Source organism: Micromonospora sp. DSM 43699, assembly GCF_055517075.1.
The window spans coordinates 59,038-82,885 of sequence record NZ_JBTMMT010000011.1 but is presented as its reverse complement, the minus strand read 5'-3'; the positions used below and the strand labels follow the sequence as shown (position 1 = coordinate 82,885).

Below are 23,848 nucleotides of genomic sequence, written 5' to 3'. Positions count from 1 at the left end.
TCAGGGTTTGGCGGACCGGTACCAGTCGGCCGCGCCCGGGTGCAGCGGCAGCGGGGTGGTGGCGATCGCCGAGCGGGGACTCATCCGGCCGGCTGCCGGATGTGCGGCGGCCAACTCTGCCCGACGCTCCATCAGCAGCCGGGTGACCTCCCGGACCAACGGCTCCGGCAGATCCGCCCGGACGATCAGATAGTTGGGGTTGGCGACAGTGGTGACCGGATCCACCCCGTACACCGAGCGGGGGATGTCCCGGGAGACGTACACCTCGCGGTAGCTACGGCGCAGCGGTTCGGTCCACTCGCCCAGGTCCACCAACCGGATCGAGATGGCGTCGGACAGCGCCGCCACCCCGCGTACCGGCAGGCCGCCGGAGAAGAAGAAGGCATCGATCCGGCCGGCCCGCAGTGCCGTCACCGAGTCGTCCAGGCCCAGGTGTTCCTGGCGGATCCGGTCGCCGCCGAGTCGGGCCACCTCCAGCAGGCGGGTCGCGGTGATCTCGGTGCCGGAGCCGGGGGCGCCCACCGAGACCCGCCGCCCGCGCAGGTCGGCGAGGTCGCGGATCGGACCGCCGGCGGTGGTGACCAGGTGCAGCAGGTCGTCGTAGACCCGGGCCACCGCGAGTACCTTCGGCGGGCTGGTCGGGGTGGTGTCGAGCACGTCGGCCTGGGTGAAGCCCAGTTCGGCGGCGCCCGAGCCGACCAGCCGGACGTTCTCGGCGGAGGCGGCGGTGACCACCACGCTGGCCCGTACCCCGGGCAGCTCGCGGTTGAGGACGGTGGACAGGGACTGGCCGAAGGCATGGTAGACGGCGGTCGGGCTACCGGTGGCGATCCGGATCCGGACCGGCTCGTCGGGGGAGTCCTGACAGGCGGCGAGCCCGCCGAGCGCGACGACCAGCAGCATCAGCAGCACCCCGCCGGCGGAGGCAGGCCGCCGGCAGCGTCCGGTCCAGCTAGGGCTCACGCGGTGCACTCTGCGCTGTCACCGCTCTCGGCGCAACCTCAGCCGGCCGGTCCGGGGCCCGGGTTCCGGGTCAGCTCGCGGCGCGGACAGCCCCGGTCCGGGTGAGCCGGCAGGATCCGGCCGGCGGCGTCGGCGGCACGGCGGTCAGGCGCCGGTGGGCAGGCGGACCGGGGCCAACGCGGCCCGTTCCATGATCCGTAGCCGGTCCGGGCCGTCCGCGACGCTCACCACCAGACAGCCGGCCCCCGGTCGCAGCAGTGCCGACACCTCCAACAGGGACGCCGACCGGACCAGCACGGCGGCCAGCTCCCGATCGGCCAGCCGGATGCCGAGGATGTGCCGGCGGACGTGCCGCCCGCCGGCCATCAGCGCCGAGCGCCAGGCCGCCGCGGCGAGCCGGGCCCGCCAGGCGGCCCGGGGGGTGGAGGAACCGACGGCCGGTCCGAGCAGCTCCCGCCGTCCCTGCCGCCAACCCGCCTCCCGCAACGTCGCGTACCCGGTGAGTCGGTCCGCCGGCACGTGCAACCGGTGCAGCTCGTACCGGCGGCGCAGGCCACCGGTGACCACCTCGTGCGCGACCGGCACGTCCAGCCGGACCAGCAACTGCCGCAACCGCAGCGCGGCGTCCTCCCGGTTGAACTCCACCACCCCCCGCTCGGATGGCGGTGTCGGTCCCGGCCTGGTGACCGCCGGGGCCGGCGTGCAGCGCACCAGGCAGGCCACCTCGAACGCGTCGGCCAGGGTCATCCAGTCCAGCGGTGGCGGGGTCGACGGGAGGCGCGGCCGGTCGAGCAGGCGGGGTTCGGGGGTCATCTGACCGTTCCTTCTCGGTTTCGGGTCCCCTTACCGTCACCTGCCGGTCCCTGCGTCTCCAGCCATCCGCACCGGAATTGAGGAAATCTTGCGTTCCTACAGTTCGGTCACCACCACCTCGACCAGCCGGGGGCGGCCCGCCGTCACCGGCTGCTGGTCGACCTGGTACTTCAGGTCACGCAGCGCGCCGACCAGGGCGGTGGCGCTGCGCGGCCGGGCGCCGGCGACCAGCAGGTCGCGGACCAGCCGTCCCTTGGTCGCCTTGTTGAAGTGGCTCACCACCGTGCGTTCCCCCGGCCGGCGTTCGTGCAGCACCCGCACGGTGACGGTCCGTGCGGCCAGCTCCGCCGGCGGCGTCCAGGTCGCCGCGTAGGCGGCGGAGCGCAGGTCCAGCACCGGGCCGCCGCCGGCCGCCGCCGTCAGCACCGGCGACAACACCCTTCGCCAGTACGCCGACAGCGCCCCCACCCCCGGCAACCGCGCCCCGATCGGGCACCGGTACGGCGGGATCCGGTCGGTGAGTCGTACCGCGCCCCACAGGCCCGAGCTGACCAGCACCGAGCGGCGGGCTGCCCGCAGCGCTCCCGGAGGCAGGGTGGCCAGACCGAGCGCCTCGTAGAGCACCCCGGTGTAGACCTGCCCGGCCGGTGCGGTGGCGGCCCGGTCCAGCCGGGCGTTACGGGCCAGTTCGCCACGCTGACCGACGGTCAACCCGAGAGCGGCCAGCGCGGCGTCCTCGGTACCGTCGGACCCGTCGAGGGACATCAGCGCGGTCAACACCTCCTCCCGGGCCGGGGTCAGCTCGGGCAGGGAGAGCCGGGACAGGTCGAGCCGACGACCGGTGCCGGCGTCGGCCTTTCCCTCGGAGGGCGGCAGCAGGATGAGCACCCGGAGAGCGTACGGGCCGAGGTCAGCGCCCCGGCCGCACGGCACTCGTCGGGTGGTACACCCGATAGCCTGACACCTCGACCAGCCGGGCGGTGTCGGCCCGGTCACCGAGCAGGTCACGCAGCCGACGCTCGGCCGGGGAGTCGACCGGCAGCACGTACCCGGGCCGCGCCGCCCGCTCCACCCGACGCCAGTACGGCCGGTAGCGGTTGTACCCCGGGCCGAGCTGCCCGTCGAGCACCGCGCAGACCACCCGTTCACCGGTGTCGAAGGTCAACCGGTTGCAGGTCCAGTAGTCGCCGTAGACCTCCCGCAGGCCGGTACGGCGTACCGCGTCGGCAAGTTGCCGGGCCCGCCGCTGGTCGGCCATGGGGCCGTCCAGGGCCACCAGGAACAGGCCGGTCGCCACCACTGCGGCGGTGGTCAACCCGGCCAGCACCGCCGTGGCACCCGCCCCGACCAGCCGGCCGGCCATCCCCACGGTGCCCCGCCAGCAGGCCGCCGCCGCCAGCCAGAGCGGCCAGAGCACCGCAGGCAGGGAGATCTGCAACACCGACAGGTAGCGGGCGTTGGCAAGCGGTTCGGTCGCGGCGAGCGGGCTGCGGACGTACGCCAGCAGGGTCAGGGCGGCACCGGCGAGCAGGGTGAGCTGGGTGACCGGCCGGACCCGCACGGCCGTCGGGCGGCGCGCGGCCCGGCGGTAGCCGACCAGCGCGAGCACGGCGGCGGTGGCCACCAGCACCGGGTAGAGCACGCCGAACCACTCCTGCCAGCGGGCGCAGCCGGTGGGCGGGCAGAGGCCGCTGGCCAGCGGCACCCCTTCCAGCAGCCCGCCCCGCAGCCGGTCCGCCCACGGTGGCGGCGGGCCGGTGCCGGCGCTGAGCTGACGCAGCACCGACAGCGAGTCCGCGCCCGGCGGCGCGGTCAGGTTGTCCCAGACCAGCGGGGCCACGCCGAGCCCGAAGCCGGCCACCAGCAACAGCCCCGGCCAGCCCGACAATTCCCGGCGGACGGCGTAGATCAGCAGCAGGCCGGCGACCGCCAGGTAGGGCGCGAGCAGCCAGTCCGACCAGAGCGCCGCCCCGGCGAGCAACCCGGCCAACCCCACCGCCGCCGCCCGCCGCCACCAGGTGCGCCGCCACCGGACCCGTGGCCCGGCCAGGCCCACCGCGATCAGCAGGATCGCCAGCACCATCGGCTTCCCCTCGGCCCGCCCACCGACCACGGTGAGCTGGTCGCGGACCACCCGTTCGGTGCCGAGTGCCAGCAGCCCCACGGTGAAGGTGGCGAACCACGGCCGGTAGAGCCGTCGGGTCAGCCGGTAGGACAACCAGAGGAAGACCGCGTACAACGCGACGAGTGGCAGTCGCAGCACCGGCCAGTCCGCCCCGGCCAGCGCCACCAGCGGGGCCGCCAGGTACGACTCGATCATGCCCATGTAGTGCTGCCCGTACAGGAAGACCGGGTGTTCCCGGCCGTCGGCGATGTGCATCGCGGCCAGCCCGAAGGTCGCCTCGTCGCTGTTCGCGGCGGGCACCGTCAGCAGGGTCAGGACCAACCGGTAACCCACCCCGGCCAGCCCGAGCAGCAGCGCGACCAGCGCCGGACGGTCGAACCGCGCGCGGTCGGGCGGTACAGGTGTCGACACGACCAACGCCTCCGTCGTCGTCCCGGCCGGAGTCTGGCACGCCGACCGGCACTCCCGGGCCGAAACGGGCAAAACGGCGACTGGCCGGCACTCCGGCCTGCCTGCAGTGTCGGCCCGTCGGGCACCTGCCGTGTTGGCCTGTCCGGCATCCGCCGCGCCGGCCCGCCGGTGCACGGTCGGCCGCCGAACCCGCCCGCCGACCTGGGCGCTCGTTCGCTGTGCTGCTGGTCGCTCGCCTGGCCGCTGCCGGGCTCCTGTGGCAGGGTTGCACCGTGCCCTCCTCCTCCACCACGAGCCAGTTGGCCGTGCCCACCCTGCACCGGGCGGCGCGGATCGAGGACGCCCTGCACCAGTTGGTGGAGCGCCGGCTGCGACGCACCGGATGGCAACCCAACATCGTCGCGTACGCCGGCTACGGCGCCCCCGGCTGGGCGCGGGTGCTGTGCCGGGTGCTGCTCAGCCGCCCCGACCGTCGGCAGGGCCGGCTGGAGAAGGTACGCGGCTGGCGTAGCTTCGCCACCCTGCCCGCCAAGCACGTCGAGGTCACCATCGAGGCGGGCGACGGCGTGCACACCGCCCGCGCCGACCGCAGCGGCTTCGTCGACACGGTGGTCAAGGCCGACTTCACCCCCGGCTGGGCCTCGGTGCGGCTGCGGGTGGCCGACGCCGAACCGGTCGAGGCACTGGTCCGGGTCATCGACCCGAAGGTGCGCCTCGGCATCCTTTCCGACATCGACGACACGGTCATGGTGACCGCGCTGCCCCGGCCCATGCTGGCCGCGTGGAACACCTTCGTCCTCGACGAGCACGCCCGCACGGCGGTGCCCGGCATGGCGGTGCTCTATGAACGCCTGGTCACCGCCCACCCGGGCAGCCCGGTGTTCTACCTGTCCACCGGCGCGTGGAACGTCGCGCCGACGCTTACCCGGTTCCTGTCCCGGCACCTCTACCCGGCCGGCCCGCTGCTGCTCACCGACTGGGGGCCGACGGCCGACCGCTGGTTCCGCAGCGGCCGGGAGCACAAGCGGGCCACCCTGGCCCGGTTGGCCACCGAGTTCCCCGACGTGCGCTGGCTGCTGATCGGCGACGACGGGCAGCACGACCAGGAGATCTACCGGGAGTTCGCCGCCGCCCACCCGGAGAACGTCGCCGGGGTGGCGATCCGCCGGCTCTCGCCGACCCAGTCGGTGCTCGCCGGCAGCCTGCCCGTGCCGAACGACAGGCCGTCGTCGGCGGGGCCGGTGGGGCAGAAGTGGCTCTCCGCCCCCGACGGCGCGGGGCTGTGGAAGCTGCTCCGCGACGCCGGCCTGGTCTGAGCTGCCCGACCGGCGTCCCGTGCGGGTGGTTCAGTCGCGGCGGAGCCAGAGTACGCCGAGCGGGGGGACCCGCAGCGCCACCGAGGCGGGCAGGCCGTGCCAGGGGACGTCCTGGGCGTGCACCGCGCCGAGGTTGCCCACCCCGGAGCCGCCGTAGTGCTGGGCGTCGGTGTTGATCACCTCGGTCCAGCTGCCGCCGGCCGGTAGGCCGACCCGGTAGTCCTCCAGCGGGCTCGCGGAGAAGTTCGCCACGCAGACCAGGGTCGCGCCGTCCGGGGCGATCCGGACGAAGGAGGCCGCGTTGTTGGCGACGTCGTCCCCGGCGATCCAGCGGAACCCGGCCGGGTCGGTGTCCTGCGCCCACAGCGCCGGGGTGTCCCGGTAGGCGGCGTTGAGGTCGGCGACCAGCCGCTGCACCCCGGCCCGCGCCGGATCGTGCAGGAGATACCAGTCCAGCCCGCGTTCCTCGCTCCACTCCCGGTCGTCGCCCAGCTCGCAGCCCATGAAGAGCAGTTGCTTGCCCGGATGCGCCCACATGTACGCCAGCAGCGCCCGTACGTTTGCCAGCCGTTGCCAGGTGTCGCCGGGCATCTTGCCGGCCAGTGAGCCCTTGCCGTGCACCACCTCGTCGTGGCTGATCGGCAGCACGTAGTTCTCGCTCCAGGCGTACGCCAGGGAGAAGGTGAGCTGATGGTGGTGGTGCTGCCGGTAGATCGGGTCCTTCGCGGTGTAGAGCAGGGTGTCGTGCATCCAGCCCATGTTCCACTTGAAGCCGAAGCCGAGCCCGCCGTCGGCGGTGGGCCGGGTCACCCCGGGCCAGGCGGTGGACTCCTCGGCGATCATCACCACCCCGGCGTGGTGCTTGTAGACGGTGGCGTTGACCTCCTGCATGAAGGCGATCGCCTCCAGGTTCTCCCGGCCGCCGTGCTGGTTGGGCAGCCACTGCCCCTCGGGGCGGGAGTAGTCCAGGTAGAGCATCGAGGCGACCGCGTCCACCCGCAGGCCGTCGATGTGGAACTCGTCGCACCAGTAGAGCGCGTTGGCGACCAGGAAGTTGCGCACCTCCCGGCGGCCGAAGTCGAAGACGTACGTGCCCCAGTCGGGGTGCTCGCCGCGACGCGGGTCGGGGTGCTCGTAGAGCGGGGTGCCGTCGAAGCGGGCCAACGCCCACTCGTCCTTGGGGAAGTGCGCGGGCACCCAGTCCAGCAGCACCCCGATGCCGGCGGCGTGCAGCCGGTCCACCAGGTGCCGGAAGTCGTCCGGGTCACCGAACCGGGAGGTGGGCGCGAAGTAGCCGGTGACCTGGTAGCCCCAGGAACCGCCGAACGGGTGCTCCATCACCGGCAGGAACTCCACGTGCGTGAAGCCCATCTCGGTGACGTACGCGGTGAGCTGCTCGGCCAGCTCCCGGTAGCCGAGGCCGGGCCGCCACGAGCCGAGGTGCACCTCGTACACGCTCATCGGTTCCTGGTGCGGCTGCCGGCGGGCCCGGCGCTCCAGCCATCGCGCGTCGGTCCACTCGTAGCGGGACCGGTGCACCACCGAGGCGGTGGCGGGCGGCACCTCCGCGTAGTTGGCAAGCGGGTCGGCCTTGTCCCGCCACTGCCCGTCGGCACCGAGGACGCGGTACTTGTAACGCGCCCCCTCCGGTGCGCCGGGCACGAAGATCTCCCAGACGCCGCTGGACCCGAGGCAGCGCATCGGCCAACCGTCGTCCGGCCCCCAGCCGACGAAGTCGCCGATCACCCGCACCCCACGGGCGTTGGGTGCCCACACCGAGAAGGCGACGCCGTCGTCGCGCACCCGCGCGCCGAGCGCCTCCCAGAGCCGCTCGTGCCGGCCCTCGCCGATCAGGTGCAGGTCCAGCTCGCCGAGGGTCGGCGGGTGACGGTACGGGTCGTCGGTGAGCCAGCCGTCGACCTCGACCCGGTAGTCGAGCACGCTGCCCTCGACGCGGGCCTCGAAGACGCCGACGTCGTGCACCCGCTTCATCGGGTGCCGGTCGTCGCCCACCAGCAGCACCACGTCACCGGCGCCCCGCCGCATGGTGCGGATCGTGGTCCACCCGTCGGCGGGGTGCGCGCCGAGCAGGGCGTGCGGGTCGTGCGTCGCGCCGGCGATCAGCTGGTCCATCTGGCGTCCTTCGAGGCGGGGTCGGTCGGAGTACTGCCGTGCGGGGTCCGGCCGGTCCTGGTCCGGCCGTTCTTGAATTTGCGGCCGGTCCCGGCGGTGCGGGTCGTGGTGGGGTCGGGCGACCGGGCGACCTCAGGGGCGGGCGCGGTCGGCGCGGTGCCGCCGGAGAGCTCGCCGGGCACGTCCTCGACGGTCAGCGCGGCCGGTTCCGTACCGGCCGGCATCGCGGTGGGCGGTGTCGGCGGGCGGCGGATCGTCAGCACGTGCGCGGGTTGCAGGTACGGGTCGAGCCGGACCGCGTTGCGCTGGCCCCACTCGTAGCCGGCCCCGGTCAGCTCGTCGTGCACGGTGAACCGCTCGTGCCAGTCGAAGCCGAGCGCCGGCATGTCCAGGGTGGTGTTGCCCCACTGCACGGTGTGCGAGTCGAACGAGCAGACCACGATGACCGTGTCGCCGGTGTCCGGGTCGCGCTTGGACCAGCAGAGCAACGCCGGGTTGTCGATGTCGTGGAAGACCAGGTTGCGCAGCCGGTGCAGGGCCGGGTGCTCCCGGCGTACCCGGTTGAGGGTGGCGACGAACGGGGCGAGCGAGCGGCCGTGCGCCTGCGCGCCGGCCCAGTCCCGGGGGCGCAGCTCGTACTTCTCGTTGTCGAGGTATTCCTCGGCGCCGGGGCGGGCGACGTGCTCGAACAGCTCGAAACCGGCGTAGATGCCCCAGGACGGGCTGAGCAGCGCGGCCAGCACCGCCCGGATCTTGAACATCGGTGGCCCCCCGTGTTGCAGGGACTCGTGCAGGATGTCGGGCGTGTTGGGCCAGAAGTTCGGCCGCATCCAGTCGACCGAGGCGACCAGCTCCTCGCAGTACTCCCGCATCTCGGCCGCCGTCGTACGCCAGGTGAAATAGGTGTACGACTGGGTGAAGCCGATCTTGCCGAGCCCGTGCATGATCGCCGGCCGGGTGAACGCCTCGGCCAGGAAGAGCACGTCCGGGTCGGTCCGCTTGACCTCGGCGATCAGCCGGTGCCAGAAGTCGAACGGCTTGGTGTGCGGATTGTCCACCCGGAAGATCCGGATGCCCTCGCCGACCCAGTGCCGCACCACCCGCAGCACCTCGGCCCGGATGCCGTCGGGGTCGTTGTCGAAGTTGACCGGGTAGATGTCCTGGTATTTCTTGGGCGGGTTCTCCGCGTACGCGATGCTGCCGTCGGCGCGGGTGGTGAACCACTCCGGGTGCTCGGTCACCCACGGGTGGTCGGGGGCGCACTGCAACGCCAGGTCCATCGCCACCTCCAGGCCCTGCTCGGCGGCGGCGGCGACGAACTCGCGGAAGTCGGCCGGCGTACCCAGGTCGGGGTGGATGGCGTCGTGGCCGCCCTCGGCCGCGCCGATCGCCCACGGCGAGCCGACGTCGTCCGGCCCGGCGGTCAGCGCGTTGTTGCGGCCCTTGCGGTTGACCCGGCCGATCGGGTGGATCGGCGGCAGGTAGAGCACGTCGAAGCCCATCGCCGCGACCCCGGGCAGCCGGTCCAGCGCGGTGACGAAGGTGCCCGAGCGGGCCGGCGCGTCGACGGTGGCCGGGACCGCGCCCTCGGAGCGGGGGAAGAACTCGTACCAGGCGGAGAAGAGGGCCCGGGGGCGGTCCACCCAGAGCAGGTGCGGCGTGCCGGCGGTGACCAGTTCCCGCACCGGGTATGCCCAGAGCAGGTCGGCCAGGTCGAGCGCCGGGGTTACCCGCCGGGCCAGGTCGGCCTCCTTGTCGCCCAGTGCGGCCACCGCCGCCTCGACCCGCCCGGCCTCACCTGCCGGTACGAGTGCCAGGGCGGCGGTCAACACCCGGACGCCCTCGGCCAGGTCGTTGGCCAGTTCGGCCGCCCCCTGCCCGGCGGCGACCTTCTTGGTCACCGCGTTGTGCCAGGTCAGGTACGGGTCCTGGAACGCCTCGACGGTGAAGGTCCACTCGCCGACCGCGTCCGGGCGGATGGTGGCGTGCCACTGGTCCTGCCCCGGTTCACCGGGGAGCATCCGGGTGAACGGGCGGGTCGCGCCGTCCGGGCCGTGCCAGACCACGTTGCAGCCGAGCGCGTCGTGCCCTTCCCGGTAGGCGCGTGCCGACACCGGTACTACCTCGTCGACCACCGCCTTGGCCGGGTAGCGACCGCAGGCGACGATGGGGGAGACGTCTTCGATCGGGAACCGTCCGCTCACCCGCTCAACCTACTGTGCGAGATCCCCTCGCGCTCGGCCCGGCCGGTCCGCCACCCGCTGGAAGGCCGGGTTTCCGCCTCTGACGGTGATCGCCGTCCAGGTCGCCGACGCGGTCGAGGGCTATCCACCGACGACGCGATGGGCCGAGGTCAGGCAATCTGACGGAGGTCGCTGCCGTAGTCGAAGATGATCCGGGCGTCACGTCCAGCGCGTCGTCGTCGCCGTCGTCGCCGTCGTGTAGATCGGCGCGGATGTCGTCCCAGTCATGGAGGTCGCTCATCAGCCCTCCCTCCGTTTCCTCTCGACGGCAGGCCAACCGGCTCTCCGGTGGGTACTCGCCCTGCTGGATGCGGGCGTGCAGGTCGGCGGCTATCTTCCGATAGCCCATCGGGATGGTCATGGACCTGGCTTCGCTCGGCAGCACTTTCGTCGTAGATCGGTATGCCTGTCAGGCATATTTATGCCTGACAGGCATACGACTCTCTGGGGAGTGGTACCCCCGTCGGGGTGACGCACCGGCCAGGCGCTCGACCGGTACTGCTCGCGCTGCCGGTGGGTCGCCGGGGAGTCGGCGCGACCGGAACCCGTCACCGACGTCGAGCCGGTGCTGGCCGCGCTGGCCCGTTGCCACGTCGAGGCACCGGGGGTACGGCCCGGTCGCGCTGGTGCTGCTCAAGGTCGACCGGCCGGAGGTGGCCTGGCTGGCCGCCGACCCGCCCGCCCTGGCCCGCCTCGCCGCCACCCTCCGCGTCAGCCGAGAGCAGCCGACATGGTCGAGGAGGACGGGGCCCTATGCCAGTAGCGAGCGGTACAGCTCCAGGGTCTGGACGGCGATGGCGTCCCAGGAGAAGTGCTCCACGGCCCGTCGTCGGCCGGCGAGACCGAACATCCCGGTGCGCTTCGGGTCGGCCAGCAGCTCGTTGATCGTCTTGCCCAGGTCGGCGACGAACCGGTCCGGGTCGAGCGGGTTGCCGCTGCCGTCGCCGGCCTGCTCGATCGGCACCAGCAGCCCGGTCTCGCCGTCGGCGACGACCTCGGGAATGCCGCCGGTGGCGGTCGCCACCACCGCCGTCTCGCAGGCCATCGCCTCCAGGTTGACGATGCCCATCGGCTCGTAGACCGAGGGGCAGACGAAGATGGTGGCGTGGGTGAGCACCTGGATCACCTCGGGCTTGGGCAGCATCTCGGCCACCCAGACCACCCCGGACCGGTTGGCCCGCAGCTCGGTGACCAGCCCCTCCACCTCGGCGGCGATCTCCGGGGTGTCCGGGGCGCCGGCGAGCAGCACCAACTGGGTGTCGGCGGGCAGCTCCCGGGCCGCGCGCAGCAGGTAGGGCAGGCCCTTCTGCCTGGTGATCCGCCCCACGTACACCACGCTGGGGCGGGCGGGGTCGATGCCGAGCCGGTCCAGCACGTCGGTGCCGTGGTCCGGGGCGTACTGGGCGGTGTCGATACCGTTGTAGACCACCCGGACCCGGTCCGGGTTCACCGCCGGGTAGGCGGTCAGCACGTCCCGCCGCATCCCCGCACTGACCGCGACGATCGCGTCGGCGGACTCCATGGCCGTCCGCTCGCACCAGGAGGAGAGCGCGTAGCCGCCGCCGAGCTGTTCGGCCTTCCACGGGCGCAGCGGTTCCAGGCTGTGCGCGGTCACCACGTGCGGCACCCCGTACAGCAGCTTGGCGGTGTGCCCGGCCAGGTTGGCGTACCAGGTGTGGCTGTGCACCACGTCGGTGCCGGCGCACCCGGCGGTCATCGCCAGGTCGACGCCCATGGTGCGCAGCGCGGCGTTCGCGCCGGTCAGGCCGGCCGGCTCGGGGTACGCGGTGACGCCCGGCTCGGTGCGCGCCGCGCCGAAGCAGTGCACCCGGACCTCGGCGAGCCGGCGCAGCTCCCGGGCCAGGTACTCGACGTGCACCCCGGCGCCGCCGTACACCTCCGGCGGGTACTCCCGGGTCAGCAGGTCCACGCGCAGCGGGGCGGAGTCGGTCATGCCCGGCACCCTAGTGCAGAAACCGGCCGCGCACCCGGCACGGAACTGTGCCCGTACGAGTGGTGAAGTCGCAGCGGTATGGATAGCGTCTGGTCATGGCTGCCAAGGTGCTCGCGATCGTCCTGGCCGGCGGAGAGGGCAAGCGCCTCATGCCGCTCACCGCGGACCGGGCCAAGCCGGCCGTCCCGTTCGGCGGGATGTACCGCATGGTCGATTTCGTCCTGTCCAATCTGGCGAACGCCGGCTTTCTCAAGATCGTCGTGCTGACCCAGTACAAGTCCCACTCCCTGGACCGGCACATCACCAAGACGTGGCGGATGTCGACGCTGCTCGGCAACTACGTCACGCCGGTGCCGGCCCAGCAGCGACGGGGCCCCTGGTGGTTCGCCGGCTCCGCCGACGCGATCTACCAGAGCTTCAACCTGATCAACGACGAGCAGCCGGAGCACGTGATCGTCTTCGGCGCCGACCACATCTACCGGATGGACCCCCGGCAGATGGTCGACGACCACATCGCCTCCGGCGCGGCGGTCACCGTCGCCGGCATCCGGCAGCCGCTGTCGATGGCCGACCAGTTCGGCGTGATCGAGGTCGGCGAGGACGGCAAGCGGATCCGGGCCTTCCGGGAGAAGCCGACCGACGCGGTGGGCCTGCCCGACGCCCCCGACCAGATCTACGCCTCGATGGGCAACTACGTCTTCTCCACGCGGGCGCTCTGCGAGGCCGTCGAGCGCGACGCGGCCGACAAGACCAGCAAGCACGACATGGGCGGCAGCATCATCCCGATGCTCGTCGAGCGGGGCGAGGCCAACGTCTACGACTTCCAGGACAACGAGGTGCCCGGCAGCACCGACCGGGACCGGGGGTACTGGCGGGACGTGGGGACGCTCGACTCGTTCTACGACGCGCACATGGATCTGATCAACGTGCACCCGGTGTTCAACCTCTACAACTTCGACTGGCCCATCTACACCGACCAGCCGCCGTACCCGCCGGCGAAGTTCGTCCACCAGTGGGGCGAGCGGGTCGGCCGGGCGGTCGGGTCGATGATCTCGCCCGGCGCGGTGATCTCCGGCTCGCTGGTGGAGAACTCGGTCGTCTCGCCCAAGGTCAAGGTGCACTCCTGGGCGCAGGTCGACGGCGCGGTGCTGATGGAGGGCGTCGAGATCGGCCGGCACGCGGTGGTCCGCAACGCCATCCTCGACAAGAACGTCTTCGTGCCCGAGGGCGTCGAGATCGGCGTCGACCTGGAAAAGGACCGGCAGCGTTACACCGTCTCCGACAACGGCATCGTCGTCATCGGCAAGGGCCAGCGCATCGAGCCCTGAGCCGGGTGCGGCCCGGCCCCTGAGCCGGGTGTGGCCCGGCCCCTGAGCCGGGTGTGGCCCGGCCGTCGCCGGGGAAGACAGCGCTCCATCCGTACCATCGAGGAGGTTTCCGCAGTGGCCCACCCCCGTGCCGGACAGCCCGCCGGTCCCGCCGACCTGGTCGACGTGCCCCGGCTGGTGACCGCCTACTACGCCGAGCACCCGGACCCGGACGACCCGGCGCAGCAGGTCTCGTTCGGCACCTCCGGCCACCGGGGGTCCAGCCTGCGCAACGCCTTCAACGAGGATCACATCCTCGCGGTCACCCAGGCGCTCTGCGACTACCGCCGGGAACAGGGCCTGACCGGCCCGCTCTTCCTGGCCCGGGACAGCCACGCGCTCTCCGCCCCCGCCGAGGTCAGCGCGTTGGAGGTGCTCGCCGCCAACGACGTCACCGTGCTGCGGGACAGCCGGGACGGCTACACCCCCACCCCGGCGCTGTCGCACGCCGTGCTCACCCACAACCGGGGGCGCACCGACGGGCTCGCCGACGGCATCGTGATCACCTCGTCGCACAACCCGCCGGACGACGGCGGCTTCAAGTACAACCCGACCAACGGCGGGCCCGCCGACACCGACGTCACGAAGTGGATCCAGGACCGGGCGAACGCGATCCTGGCCGCCGGGCTCAAGGAGGTCAGACGCATCCCGTACGCGCGGGCGCGGGCCGCCGACACCACAGGCACCTACGACTTCCTCGCCGGCTACGTCGACGACCTGCCGTCGGTGCTCGACATCGACGCGATCCGCGACGCCGGGGTGCGGATCGGCGCCGACCCGCTCGGCGGGGCCAGCGTCGCCTACTGGGGTGAGATCGCCGAGCGGCACCGCCTCGACCTCACCGTGATCAACCCACTGGTCGACCCGACCTGGCGGTTCATGACCCTGGACGGGGACGGCAAGATCCGGATGGACTGCTCGTCGCCGAACGCGATGGCGTCGCTGATCGCCGCCCGGGACCGGTTCCAGGTCTCCACCGGCAACGACGCCGACGCCGACCGGCACGGCATCGTCACCCCCGACGGTGGCCTGATGAACCCCAACCACTACCTGGCGGTGGCGATCGGCCACCTGTTCCGTACCCGGTCGCGGTGGAACCCGGCGGCGGCCGTCGGTAAGACCCTGGTCTCCTCCTCGATGATCGACCGGATCGCGGCCGACCTGGGCCGGCCGCTGCTGGAGGTGCCTGTCGGCTTCAAGTGGTTCGTCCCCGGGCTGCTCGACGGCACTGTCGGCTTCGGCGGCGAGGAGAGCGCCGGGGCGTCGTTCCTGCGCCGCGACGGCAGCACCTGGACCACCGACAAGGACGGCATCCTGCTCTGCCTGCTCGCCGCCGAGATCATCGCCAGCACCGGCCGGACCCCGAGCGAGCACTACGCCGCGCTGACCGAACGCTTCGGCGCACCCGCGTACGCCCGGATCGACGCCCCGGCGAGCCGGGAGCAGAAGGCGGTGCTCGGCCGGCTCTCCCCGGAGCAGGTCACCGCCACCGAGCTGGCCGGTGAGCCGATCACCGCCACGCTGACCAGCGCCCCGGGCAACGGGGCGTCCATCGGTGGGCTGAAGGTGACCACCGAGTCGGGGTGGTTCGCCGCCCGGCCGTCGGGCACCGAGGACGTCTACAAGATCTACGCCGAGTCGTTCCAGGGGCCGGAGCACCTGGCCCAGCTTCAACAGGAGGCGAAGGCCCTGGTCGACGCCGTGCTGGCGTAGTCCCGGAGGCTGCCCTGCGCCCCGTCCGGCCACCGGGCGGGGCGCACGCCGTGCTGCCCCCGGTACCCGGAGTTTCCGCTCCGGAGCGTTTCGTGATCTCGACTCGATCGTTGCGCATGAGGCGACCGAAAACGGGTGAGGGGGGCGGACGATGACCTGGTCCAGGGCGGTCTCCGACCCTGGCTCCGAGATCGGTGTCGTCGACCCCCGGGCAGCCCGTCCGGCCCGTGCAGCGTCGTCGGGACGTCAGCGGGAACTGGTCGGCCGGCTGCTGCGTTGCTATCCCGTGAGCTTCCTGGTGCTCGCCCCGTACGCGCTGCTGATCCTGCCGATGGCGGTGGTCAACGACAATCCGCGCACCGGCTTCATCGTGTTCCTGGTGGGCCTGGCGTTGCTGGGCACCGTCACCGTGGAGACGTTCTGCCTGCTCCTCGGGCGGCCCGATCCGCAGTGGCGGCGCGGCATGCGCCAGGCGACCGCCCGGCACCCCGGGATCTATCCGGTGGCCCGCCTGGTCGTGCTGATCAGCATCGGGGCCGAACTGCTGGGGGCGCACCTCGGGGAGGGGAACCTCGTCGCGCAGATCTCCGGGGAGACGGCCGACACGCCCATGGTGGCGGTGACCAAGTTGTTCTCCGGTTGGGCGGCGCTCGGGTTCGCGCTGCTGGTCGCCAGCCACCTCGGCGGTTACCTGTCCAAGGCGAAGCTGTGCGTCTGGCTGGGCGCGCTCGTCGTCAGCAAGGCCGTCGTCACCGTGCTGACCGCCCTCACGGCGCCACTGATCGCCTTCGTCTTCTTCGCGGTCACCGCCGGGGTGGTCTGCGGCGTGTTCCGGTTGCGGTACCTGATGGTCGGCACGCTGATGCTGGTGCTGCTGTGGCCGGCCATGTTCGACTACCGCAACGGGCTGCGGGAGGACCAGGGCGTCGCGGTGGACGACGCGGTCACCGCGACGGACCGGATGCGCCTGGACCGGCAACTGACTGTCGTCTCGGAGACGGAGGTTCCCGTCGACCTCGGTCAGCCCGAGGGCGTCGACTACCTCAGATACGGTCTGGTGCCACGGATCCTGGACCCCGACCGGCCGGCTCTGACGACCGGACAACAGATCAACCAGTACCTCGGCGGTAGCCGGACGTCGGCCTCCAACTTCCTGTTGCTGGGCAACATGTGGTTCTTCGACGGTCCCGACGGGGTGGTGGCCGTGCACGCCTTCTGGGCCGGGTTCGTGGCGCTGTTGATGCGCTGGCGGGGACGGCCCGGCCCGGCCCGGTTGAGTCTGGTCTGTCTGGTGTTCTCCGACGCGTTGCTGTGGTCCGGCACCTATCCCGACTCGATGATCGGGTTCGTGCAACACGTGGTGTCGGCGATGGCGGTCTTCTCTCTGCTGTGGTTGGCCCGGAGCTTCCCCGGCCGGACGCGCGCATGACCCGACCGGGGCGAAGTGCCCGGGTGGAACGTCAGCGGGAGTTCGTCGGCGGGCTGCTGCGGTGTTATCCCGTCAGCTTCCTCGTGCTCGCCCCGTACGCGGTGTTCATCGTTCCGATGGCGGTGCTCCACCACAACCCGCGTACCGGTTTCCTCGTGTTCCTGGTGGGCCTGGCGTTGCTGGGCAGCGTCTGTGTGGAGACGGCCGGCCTGGCCTTCGGGCGTCCCGATCCGCAGTGGCGGCAGGGCATGCGACAGGCGACCGCCCGGTACCCCCAGATCTATCCGGTGGCCCGGCTGGTGACCCTGACCGGCATCGCGGCGAACATCGTCGGGGCCCACCTCGGTCGGGGGACCGTCGTCGCCCAGGTGACCGGCGACCTGTCCGACACACCTCTGGGGATGGTGTGTGCGCTCTTCTCCGGCTGGGGCACGCTGGGCTTCGCCCTGCTGGTGGGCAGCCGACTCAGCGGTCGGCTCTCGCAGCCGAAGCTGTACTGCTGGCTGACCGCTCTCGTCGGCGTGGAGGCGTACGTCGCAGCGCTGACCGCCCGTTCCGCGCCACTGGTCGCGCTGGTGTTCTTCGTGGCTGCCGCCGGGGCGGTCTGCGGCGTCTTCCGGCTGCGTCATCTCCTGCTCTGGGCGGTGGTCCTCCTGCTCGCCTGGCCCGCCATGTTCGCCCAGCGCAACACCATCCGGGAGGAGCACGGAGTCGTGGTGGACACCCAGGTCACCGCCGCCGACCGGATCCGTCTGGACAGTCAACTCACGGCGGTGGCGGGCTTCGAGGTGCCGGTCGAGATCGGCCAGCCCGGTGTCGTGGACTATATCCGGTACGGGCTGGTGCCCCGGGTGCTTGATCCGGACCGGCCGGCGCTGTCCACCGGGCAACGGATCAACCAGTTCCTCGGCGGCGGGCCGACGTCGGCCTTCAACTTCCTGTTGCTGGGCAACATCTGGTTGTTCGACGGTCCCGTCGGGGTGGTGGCCGTGCACGCCTTCTGGGCCGGGTTCGTGGCGCTGCTGCTGCGCTGGCGGGGTCGACCGGGCCCGGCCCGCTTGACGTTGTTCTGCCTGGTCTTCTCCGATGTGCTGCTCTGGTCCGGGACCTATCCCGACTCCACCATCGGCTTCCTGCAACACCTGATGTCGGCGGTACCGGTCTTCCTCCTGCTGTGGCTGACCCGTCGCGCCCCCGTCGGGCGGGACGACCGGGTGCCACTGCTGGTGGGTGCCGCCCGGTGACCGTTCGGGCCCGCTCCCGCGTCGGTCGTGGCGACGCCCCGGTCGTCCCCCGCAGCGGTGGTCGGGCCGTGCTCGCCCTGCTCGTCGGAGGGTTGTCCAGCGGCGGCAACCTGCTGGTGGCGATCACCGTCACCCGGCTGGAGTCGATCGGCGGGGTGGGCGAGTTCGCCCTGGCCTTCTCGTTCTACGTTCTCGGCTCCGGGCTGGTCCGCAGCATGGTGACCGACGCCGTCCTGGCGGCGGGGACGGGCGTCACCTCCGCCGCCAGGAGGGTCACCCTGCTCGGCACGGTCTGCGGCACAGTGCTCGGGGCCGCGGGCGCGGCGTACGGCTCGCCCTATCTGGTGTGCGTGGGCCTCGCCCTGCCGGGTCTGGTGCTCTACGACTACGCGAAGGCGATCGCCGTCGGCGTCGGCACCCCGTCGGGGGCGCTGTTCCAGGAGACCGCCTGGGCGGCGGTGACCGGCTGCGCCGCGCTGTGCGGCCTGCTCCGGCTGCTCGACGCGCCGTACGTGGTCGGCATCTGGGCCTTCGCTGGTGGGCTGATCGGCGTGGTCGTCGGGGTCCGCCGCGGCTACGTGGTGCGACCCGGCTGGCGCATCGGTAGGGCGGAGAGCCGCGTCGCGGTGGGGTTCGGCACGCAGTTCCTGCTGACCACCGGATCGGCGCAGTTGTCGCTGAGCGCGGTGGCCGCCTTCGCGGGCACCTCGGTGGTCGGTGCGTTGAGCGCCGGAAGGACGCTGCTGGGGCCGGTGAACCTGGTGCTTTCCACCGCCGCCACGCTGACCCTGCCGTACCTGGCCCGCAGCCGCACCGAGTCCCGGGAGGTGCGGTCCAGGGCGGCCGTTCGGGTCTCGCTGCTCGTGGCTGCCGGCATCCTGCCGATGACGGCTGCGGTCGCCCTCCTGCCCGACGCGGTCGGCAGGACGCTGCTCGGCGGCAACTGGGACCTGGCCCGCAGCCTGCTGGTGCTGCTGTCGCTGGAGAGCCTGTTCGCGGTGCCGGCTGCCGTCGGCTTCGCCGGGCTGCGGGTGGAGCAGGCGAACCGGCGGGCGATTCTGCTCGGCATCCTGCTGGGCGGATTGCGGGTGCCCGTGGTCGTCGGCGCGGCGGTGCTGTTCGGGGCCACCGGTGCGGCCGGTGCGCTCGCGGTCCTCGCTCTGGTCAGCGCGGTCGCCTGGGCCAGCAGCTACCTGCTGCTGCTGCGGCACCGTGCGGCGCACCGCGCGCCGGCACACCGCCGGCTCGACCCGGTCCCGCCCGGCCGGTGAGCCGGGGCGGGACCGCCCGGTGGGTGAGCCGGGCGCGGGCCGACGGGCGGGCCGCAGGGGGCGGGCCGACGGGTCAGGCGACGGTCGACAGGGCGGCGCGGACGCGCTCCACCACCGTCTTGACCCCCGCGTCGGTCAGCTCCGGATAGGTGGGCAGGTTGATGCCGCGCCTGCTCAGGTCGACGGTCACCGGGCAGTGCGCGCCCGGATCACGGTGCGCCGGCAGGTCGGGGATCGGCACGAAGAAGGGCCGGGTCTCCACGCCGAGCCGGTCGAGCACCCGCGCCACCGTGTCCCGGGAGGTGGCGTCCCCTTCGGGCCCGACCAGGAATGCGGCCATCCACGGTGCCCGGTGGACACCGGCGACCACCGGCTGCGCCGACAGCGCCAGCTCGTCGGCCAGCTGCGCCTCGTAGCCGGCGATCACCGCGTCCCGCCGGGCGATGATCTCGTCGGCCCGGTCCAGCTGGGCGCAGAGCAGCGCGGCGGCCAGGTTGGTCATCCGGTAGTTGTAGCCCAGCACCGGGAAGTAGTACCGCCGCTGCGGGTCCATGCCCTGGTTGCGCAACAGCCGCATCCGGTCGGCCAGCGCCTCGTCGGACGTGGTGACACAGCCGCCCTCACCTGCGGTGATCACCTTGTTGCCGAAGAACGAGAAGGTGGTGGCGTCGGCCAGCGAACCGGTCGGGTGCCCGTCGACAGTGGCCCCGAAGGACTCCGCCGCGTCGGCCACCAGGAGCAGGCCGTGCCGGTGGCACAGCGCGCGCAGGGCGGGATAGTCGGCGGGGTGGCCGTACAGGTCGACGGCGATGACCGCCCGGGTGCGTGGCCCGATCGCGGCCCGGACCGCGGCGGGATCGACGCACCAGCTCTGCGGCAGCACGTCCACACAGACGGCGCGCGCCCCGCAGTACGCGACGGCGTTGGCGGTCGCCACGTAGGTGAGCGCGGGGACGATGACCTCGTCGCCCGGACCGATGCCGGCGGCGGCGAGGACCAGGTGCAGGGCGACCGTGCCGTTGGCGGTGGCCACCGCCGTGTCGGCGGCACACCGCCGGGCGAAGCGGCTCTCGAAGTCGTCGAGGTAGGGGCCCCGGGAGGAGACCCAGCCGCTTCTGAGGGCGTCGACCACGTACCGTTCCTCCAGGTCGGAGAGGCTCGGCCGGGCCACCGGATAGCGGTCGTCCGCCATGCTCACGGTGCTTCCTCCCTGGTGAGTTCGGCGGCGAACGTGGATCGGGGCATCGGCCCCGGTCGTCCCTGCGCCGCCCAGCGCAGCACGTCGAGGTAGTCGGCACCGGTCGCCGCCCAGGTGCGGGTGACCAACCGGCCGTTGGCCTGCCGGGCGGCGGTGGCGTAGTGCGCCCGGTCGGCCAGCAGCCGCTGGACCGCCCCGGCCAGGGACGCCGGCTCCGTGGCCCGGAAGACCGTCGCCTCGGCGCCGGTGAACTCCAGCTGTGCCAGCAGCGGCTCGGCGTCGGCACAGGCGACGGGCAGCCCCCAGCTGAACGCCTCCAGCATCGCACCGCTCGCCGCCTCCCAGAGCGACGGGATCACCACGGCGTCGGCGCGGGCGTAGAGGGCGTTCAACTCGTCGAGGGTGACGAACCCGGGGAAGGACACCCGGCCCCGCAGGTCGGGCAGCGCGGCGCGGGCGAGCAGGCGACTGGCCTCGGGCTCGACCAGCGGGCCGGGACAGACCAGCCGGCACTGCGGGAGCAACGCCATCGCCTCCAGCAGCGTCGCATGGTTCTTGTGGGCCGCGGTGGAGGACGGGTAGACCAGCAGGCCCGGTTCCGGTCGCGCGGCGGCGCGGGCGGGCGCGGGCTGGAACGTCGGGGTCGGGATGAGCGCGGTCCGCTCCGCCGCCTCGGGAAACAACCGCAGGGTCTCCCGGTACGGGTGGGGCCAGGTGACCACGAGGGCGGACGCGCGGGCCACGTTCTCCCGGACCACGGCGGCGAAGCCGGGGGCGTGGAAGGCGGCGTGCAGGTGGCGCAGGTCGTGCACGACGACGACCGACGGGCCGGGCCCGATCGGGGCGCTGTGGAACGGGTACAGCGTGACGTCCGATCCCCGCTGCCGGGGGACCGAGCGCTGCCGGACCGCGTTGACCGCCCTGCGGACGGCGAGGGAGTCGCGGACCCGGGTCGGTGTCCAGCGGCGCAACAGTTGCCCGGGAGGAGTGTCCGAGCGCAGTGGCTGGGCGACCTCGGTCCAACCGACCTGATCGGTGGGCACCTGGTCACGCCACTGGTCGAGGGTGCCCCGCAGGATGTTCACCCGCAGGTCGTGGGAGGTGTCGGCGGCCATGCCGGTCAGCAGGCCGTAGGTGAAGGCCTCGACCCCGGCGGCGTGGCCGGGGCGGATCGGGGTGGCGTCGACGGTGATCCTCATCGGTCCACCCGCACGAGGCGTCCCATCCGCTCGTCTTCCAGGAGTTGTCGGTCGGCGTCCACCATCACCCGTACCAGGTCGCCGAACAGGGTCTTCGGTGCCCAGCCCAGGTGCCGCCGGGCCTTGGAGTAGTCGCCGATGAGCGCGTCGACCTCGGCGGGCCGGAAGTAGGCGGGGTCGATCTCCACGTACCGTTGCCAGTCCAGCCCGACCCGGTCGAAGGCGGCCTGGACGAACTCGCGTACGGTGTGCCCCTCGCCGGTGGCCACCACGTAGTCCTGCGGGGTGTCCTGCTGCAGGGCCAGCCACATCGCCTCGACGTACTCCGGGGCGTAACCCCAGTCCCGGATGGCGTCGAGGTTGCCCAGGTAGAGCTTGTCCTGGATGCCGGCCTCGATCCTGGCCACCGCGCGGGTGATCTTGCGAGTGACGAAGTTCTCGCCCCGCCGGGGGCTCTCGTGGTTGAACAGGATGCCGTTGACGCAGAACATGTCCCACGACTCGCGGTAGTTGACCGCCGACCAGAAGGCGTAGACCTTGGCGCACGCGTAGGGGCTGCGGGGGTGGAACGGGGTCTGCTCGCGCTGCGGGGGCGGGGTGGAGCCGAACATCTCCGAGGAGGACGCCTGGTAGAAGCGGCAGTCGAGGTCGGCCGCCCGCGCCGCCTCGAGCATCCGCAGGGCGCCCAGCCCGGTGACGTCCGCGGTGTAACCCGGGATGTCGAAGGAGACCCGCACGTGGCTCTGCGCGCCGAGATTGTAGATCTCGTCGGGCCGGATATCCCGGATCAGCGAGGTCAGCGAGGCCGGGTCGGACAGGTCGCTGTAATGGAGGAAAAGGCGTGCGTCGCCACTGCGGGGATGGACGTCGACTCCGTCGATCCGTTCGGTGTTGAACGAGGACGACCTTCGCTTTATTCCGTGCACCGTGTATCCCTTGTCGAGCAGGAACTCTGCCAGGTAGCTGCCGTCCTGGCCGGTGGTGCCGGATATGAGTGCCACTCGCGACATGGAGATCCTCTCGTGCTGCGCCAGGGACTTTTTCCGCGACATCCTTATACCTTGATTCGGGCGGCCGGCCGCCATTATTCGGGCCGTGGCGGCGAATTGGATTAAATTGCGAGGCGCAGTCACTGAATGGCCGTTCGCTCGTTGGCCCACTCAGTTCCACCTCTTGAGCGAGGAGCGAGGATGGCCAGCGACACCACCCCCGCGGCGGACGTGAGAACACGGTCGGCGGGTGTCGGCAGGGGGAAGTTCCGAGTCCTGGTCACAGCGAGCTACTTCAGCCCGGGCTGGCGTGCCGGAGGCCCGGTCCGCTCCATCTCCGACGTGCTCGCAACGGCCAGCGCCGACGTCTCGACGACCCTGCTGACCCGGGACCGCGACCTCGGCGCCAGCGATCCCTACTCCGGGCTCTCCGGCACCTGGGTGCGACGTGGCCGGACGAGCATCTTCTACCTCGGTGTCCGACACCCGGCGCACTGGCGGACGCTCTGGCGTTCCCTGCGGCCGGTGCGATTCGACCTGCTCTACGTGAACAGCGTCTGGTCGACCTTCTCGATCCTGCCCATCGTCGCGGCCCGGCTCGGCCTGTTGCGGGTGGATCGCATCCTGGTGGCTCCACGGGGCGAGTTCGGTGTGGCCGCTCTCGGCCTGCACCGGGCCCGTAAGCGGATGTTCCTGGCCGGCTGGCGGTGGATGCTGCGGGGGCCCAGGGTGCTGTGGCACGCCAGCACGCCGCTGGAGGCCGTCGACATCCGGCGGGCGCTGCCCCGGGCCCGGATCGGTGTCGTCGCGATCGCCAGTGGCCCGGAGCCGCGTCACGCGCCGGCCGAACTGCCGGCGACCGACCACGCGCGACTGGTCTTCATCGGACGGATCTCACCGATAAAGAACCTGGACCTGCTGCTCGCCGCACTCGCCCAGGTGCGGGCCCGGGTGCGGCTCGACATCTACGGCCCGTTGGAGGACGCGAAGTACTGGCAGCGCTGCGTGCAGCTACGAGCGGCCCTGCCGGACCCGTCCGTGGTCAGCTACCGGGGAGAGTTGCGCCCCGAGCAGGTAGGCGAGACCTTCTCCCGGTATGACGCGTTCGTCCTGCCCACCCGGGGTGAGAACTTCGGCAACGCCATCGCGGAGAGCCTGGCGGCGTGCTGCCCGGTGATCTGCTCGGACCGGACACCGTGGACGTCCGTGCTGCGCGACGGTGGCGGGCAGGTCCTCACCGAGCTGACCCCGGCGGCGTTGGGCGCGCTGGTCACCCGGCTCGCCGCAGCCTCGCCCGCACAGCGGCAGGCGGCCCGGGTGGCGGCGGGGAACGCCTACCGCCGGTGGCGGGCCAGCCGGCCGCTGATCAGCGTTCTCGACCAGGCACGGCAGGCGATCGACGACCCGGTGTGCCGGGTGCCTCCACAGGGCCGATCGTCGTGAGACCGACCCGCCGCCCGCCGGGCGGCGCTCCGAACCC

At 72.3% G+C, this 23,848-nt stretch carries 18 protein-coding genes; 7 read left to right on the top strand and 11 right to left on the bottom strand.

What is annotated here, in order from left to right; translation table 11 throughout:
- The 4 genes from AC0AIB_RS08505 to AC0AIB_RS08490 form a co-directional block, all read right to left on the bottom strand.
- On the bottom strand, positions 1-903 hold the full coding sequence (locus tag AC0AIB_RS08505) for a TAXI family TRAP transporter solute-binding subunit (RefSeq protein ID WP_328348854.1): 903 nt from the start codon (positions 901-903) through the stop codon (positions 1-3).
- A gap of 204 nt (positions 904-1,107) precedes the next feature.
- Positions 1,108-1,776: a hypothetical protein gene (locus AC0AIB_RS08500; RefSeq protein ID WP_328348669.1), complete on the bottom strand. Its 669-nt coding sequence runs from the start codon at positions 1,774-1,776 to the stop codon at positions 1,108-1,110.
- Between the two features lie 96 nt (positions 1,777-1,872).
- Entirely contained in the window at positions 1,873-2,664 is a 792-nt protein-coding gene (gene yaaA, locus AC0AIB_RS08495) for a peroxide stress protein YaaA (RefSeq protein ID WP_465096359.1), read from the bottom strand.
- A 22-nt stretch (positions 2,665-2,686) separates the two neighbouring features.
- Entirely contained in the window at positions 2,687-4,312 is a 1,626-nt protein-coding gene (locus AC0AIB_RS08490) for a hypothetical protein (protein WP_328348667.1), read from the bottom strand.
- Positions 4,313-4,584: 272 nt separating this feature from the next.
- Here AC0AIB_RS08490 and AC0AIB_RS08485 point away from each other — a divergent pair, with 272 nt between their 5' ends.
- The gene (locus AC0AIB_RS08485; protein WP_328348666.1) at positions 4,585-5,628 is read left to right on the top strand and encodes an App1 family protein; all 1,044 of its coding nucleotides are present in this window, start codon (positions 4,585-4,587) and stop codon (positions 5,626-5,628) included.
- Positions 5,629-5,658: 30 nt separating this feature from the next.
- On the opposite strand, the gene glgB is transcribed toward AC0AIB_RS08485, so the two are convergent.
- The 4 genes from glgB to glgA all read right to left on the bottom strand — a co-directional run bounded on the left by glgB (position 5,659) and on the right by glgA (position 11,958).
- A complete protein-coding gene (glgB, locus tag AC0AIB_RS08480; protein ID WP_328348665.1) occupies positions 5,659-7,761 on the bottom strand; it encodes a 1,4-alpha-glucan branching protein GlgB in 2,103 nt (700 codons plus the stop codon).
- Complete coding sequence (locus AC0AIB_RS08475) at positions 7,749-9,965, bottom strand: alpha-1,4-glucan--maltose-1-phosphate maltosyltransferase (protein ID WP_328348664.1); 2,217 nt, start codon at positions 9,963-9,965, stop codon at positions 7,749-7,751. Before AC0AIB_RS08475 ends, glgB begins: the two co-directional genes overlap by 13 nt.
- Positions 9,966-9,969: 4 nt before the next feature.
- Positions 9,970-10,365: a hypothetical protein gene (locus AC0AIB_RS08470; RefSeq protein ID WP_328348663.1), complete on the bottom strand. Its 396-nt coding sequence runs from the start codon at positions 10,363-10,365 to the stop codon at positions 9,970-9,972.
- A gap of 390 nt (positions 10,366-10,755) precedes the next feature.
- The gene (glgA, locus tag AC0AIB_RS08465) at positions 10,756-11,958 is read right to left on the bottom strand and encodes a glycogen synthase (RefSeq protein ID WP_328348662.1); all 1,203 of its coding nucleotides are present in this window, start codon (positions 11,956-11,958) and stop codon (positions 10,756-10,758) included.
- Positions 11,959-12,053: 95 nt separating this feature from the next.
- On the opposite strand from glgA, the gene glgC reads away from it, so the two are divergent.
- The 5 genes from glgC (at position 12,054) to AC0AIB_RS08440 (ending at position 18,982) form a co-directional block, all read left to right on the top strand.
- Positions 12,054-13,286: a glucose-1-phosphate adenylyltransferase gene (gene glgC, locus AC0AIB_RS08460; RefSeq protein ID WP_328348661.1), complete on the top strand. Its 1,233-nt coding sequence runs from the start codon at positions 12,054-12,056 to the stop codon at positions 13,284-13,286.
- A gap of 114 nt (positions 13,287-13,400) precedes the next feature.
- Complete coding sequence (pgm, locus tag AC0AIB_RS08455) at positions 13,401-15,038, top strand: phosphoglucomutase (alpha-D-glucose-1,6-bisphosphate-dependent) (protein ID WP_465096358.1); 1,638 nt, start codon at positions 13,401-13,403, stop codon at positions 15,036-15,038.
- A 151-nt stretch (positions 15,039-15,189) separates the two neighbouring features.
- On the top strand, positions 15,190-16,467 hold the full coding sequence (locus tag AC0AIB_RS08450; protein WP_465096357.1) for a hypothetical protein: 1,278 nt from the start codon (positions 15,190-15,192) through the stop codon (positions 16,465-16,467).
- A 23-nt stretch (positions 16,468-16,490) separates the two neighbouring features.
- Positions 16,491-17,711 carry a hypothetical protein gene (locus AC0AIB_RS08445; RefSeq protein ID WP_465096356.1) on the top strand — a complete coding sequence of 407 codons (1,221 nt, stop codon included), beginning with the start codon at positions 16,491-16,493 and terminating at the stop codon, positions 17,709-17,711.
- Positions 17,708-18,982, top strand: a complete 1,275-nt coding sequence (locus tag AC0AIB_RS08440; RefSeq protein ID WP_328348657.1) for an MATE family efflux transporter — start codon at positions 17,708-17,710, stop codon at positions 18,980-18,982. The genes AC0AIB_RS08445 and AC0AIB_RS08440 overlap by 4 nt, the downstream gene beginning before the upstream one ends.
- Positions 18,983-19,055: 73 nt before the next feature.
- Here the strand turns inward: AC0AIB_RS08440 and AC0AIB_RS08435 are convergent, their stop codons facing one another.
- Genes AC0AIB_RS08435 through gmd form a run of 3 tightly spaced genes read right to left on the bottom strand, consistent with a single transcriptional unit; the run spans position 19,056 to position 22,389 of the window.
- Positions 19,056-20,174: a DegT/DnrJ/EryC1/StrS family aminotransferase gene (locus AC0AIB_RS08435; protein ID WP_328348853.1), complete on the bottom strand. Its 1,119-nt coding sequence runs from the start codon at positions 20,172-20,174 to the stop codon at positions 19,056-19,058.
- 2 nt (positions 20,175-20,176) lie between these two features.
- Positions 20,177-21,379, bottom strand: a complete 1,203-nt coding sequence (locus tag AC0AIB_RS08430; protein ID WP_328348656.1) for a glycosyltransferase — start codon at positions 21,377-21,379, stop codon at positions 20,177-20,179.
- Positions 21,376-22,389, bottom strand: coding sequence for a GDP-mannose 4,6-dehydratase (gene gmd, locus AC0AIB_RS08425; RefSeq protein ID WP_465096372.1), 1,014 nt, complete (start codon positions 22,387-22,389; stop codon positions 21,376-21,378). The genes AC0AIB_RS08430 and gmd overlap by 4 nt, the downstream gene beginning before the upstream one ends.
- 180 nt (positions 22,390-22,569) lie before the next feature.
- Here gmd and AC0AIB_RS08420 point away from each other — a divergent pair, with 180 nt between their 5' ends.
- The gene (locus AC0AIB_RS08420; protein WP_328348655.1) at positions 22,570-23,811 is read left to right on the top strand and encodes a glycosyltransferase; all 1,242 of its coding nucleotides are present in this window, start codon (positions 22,570-22,572) and stop codon (positions 23,809-23,811) included.
- The last annotated feature ends 37 nt before the right edge of the window (positions 23,812-23,848 follow it).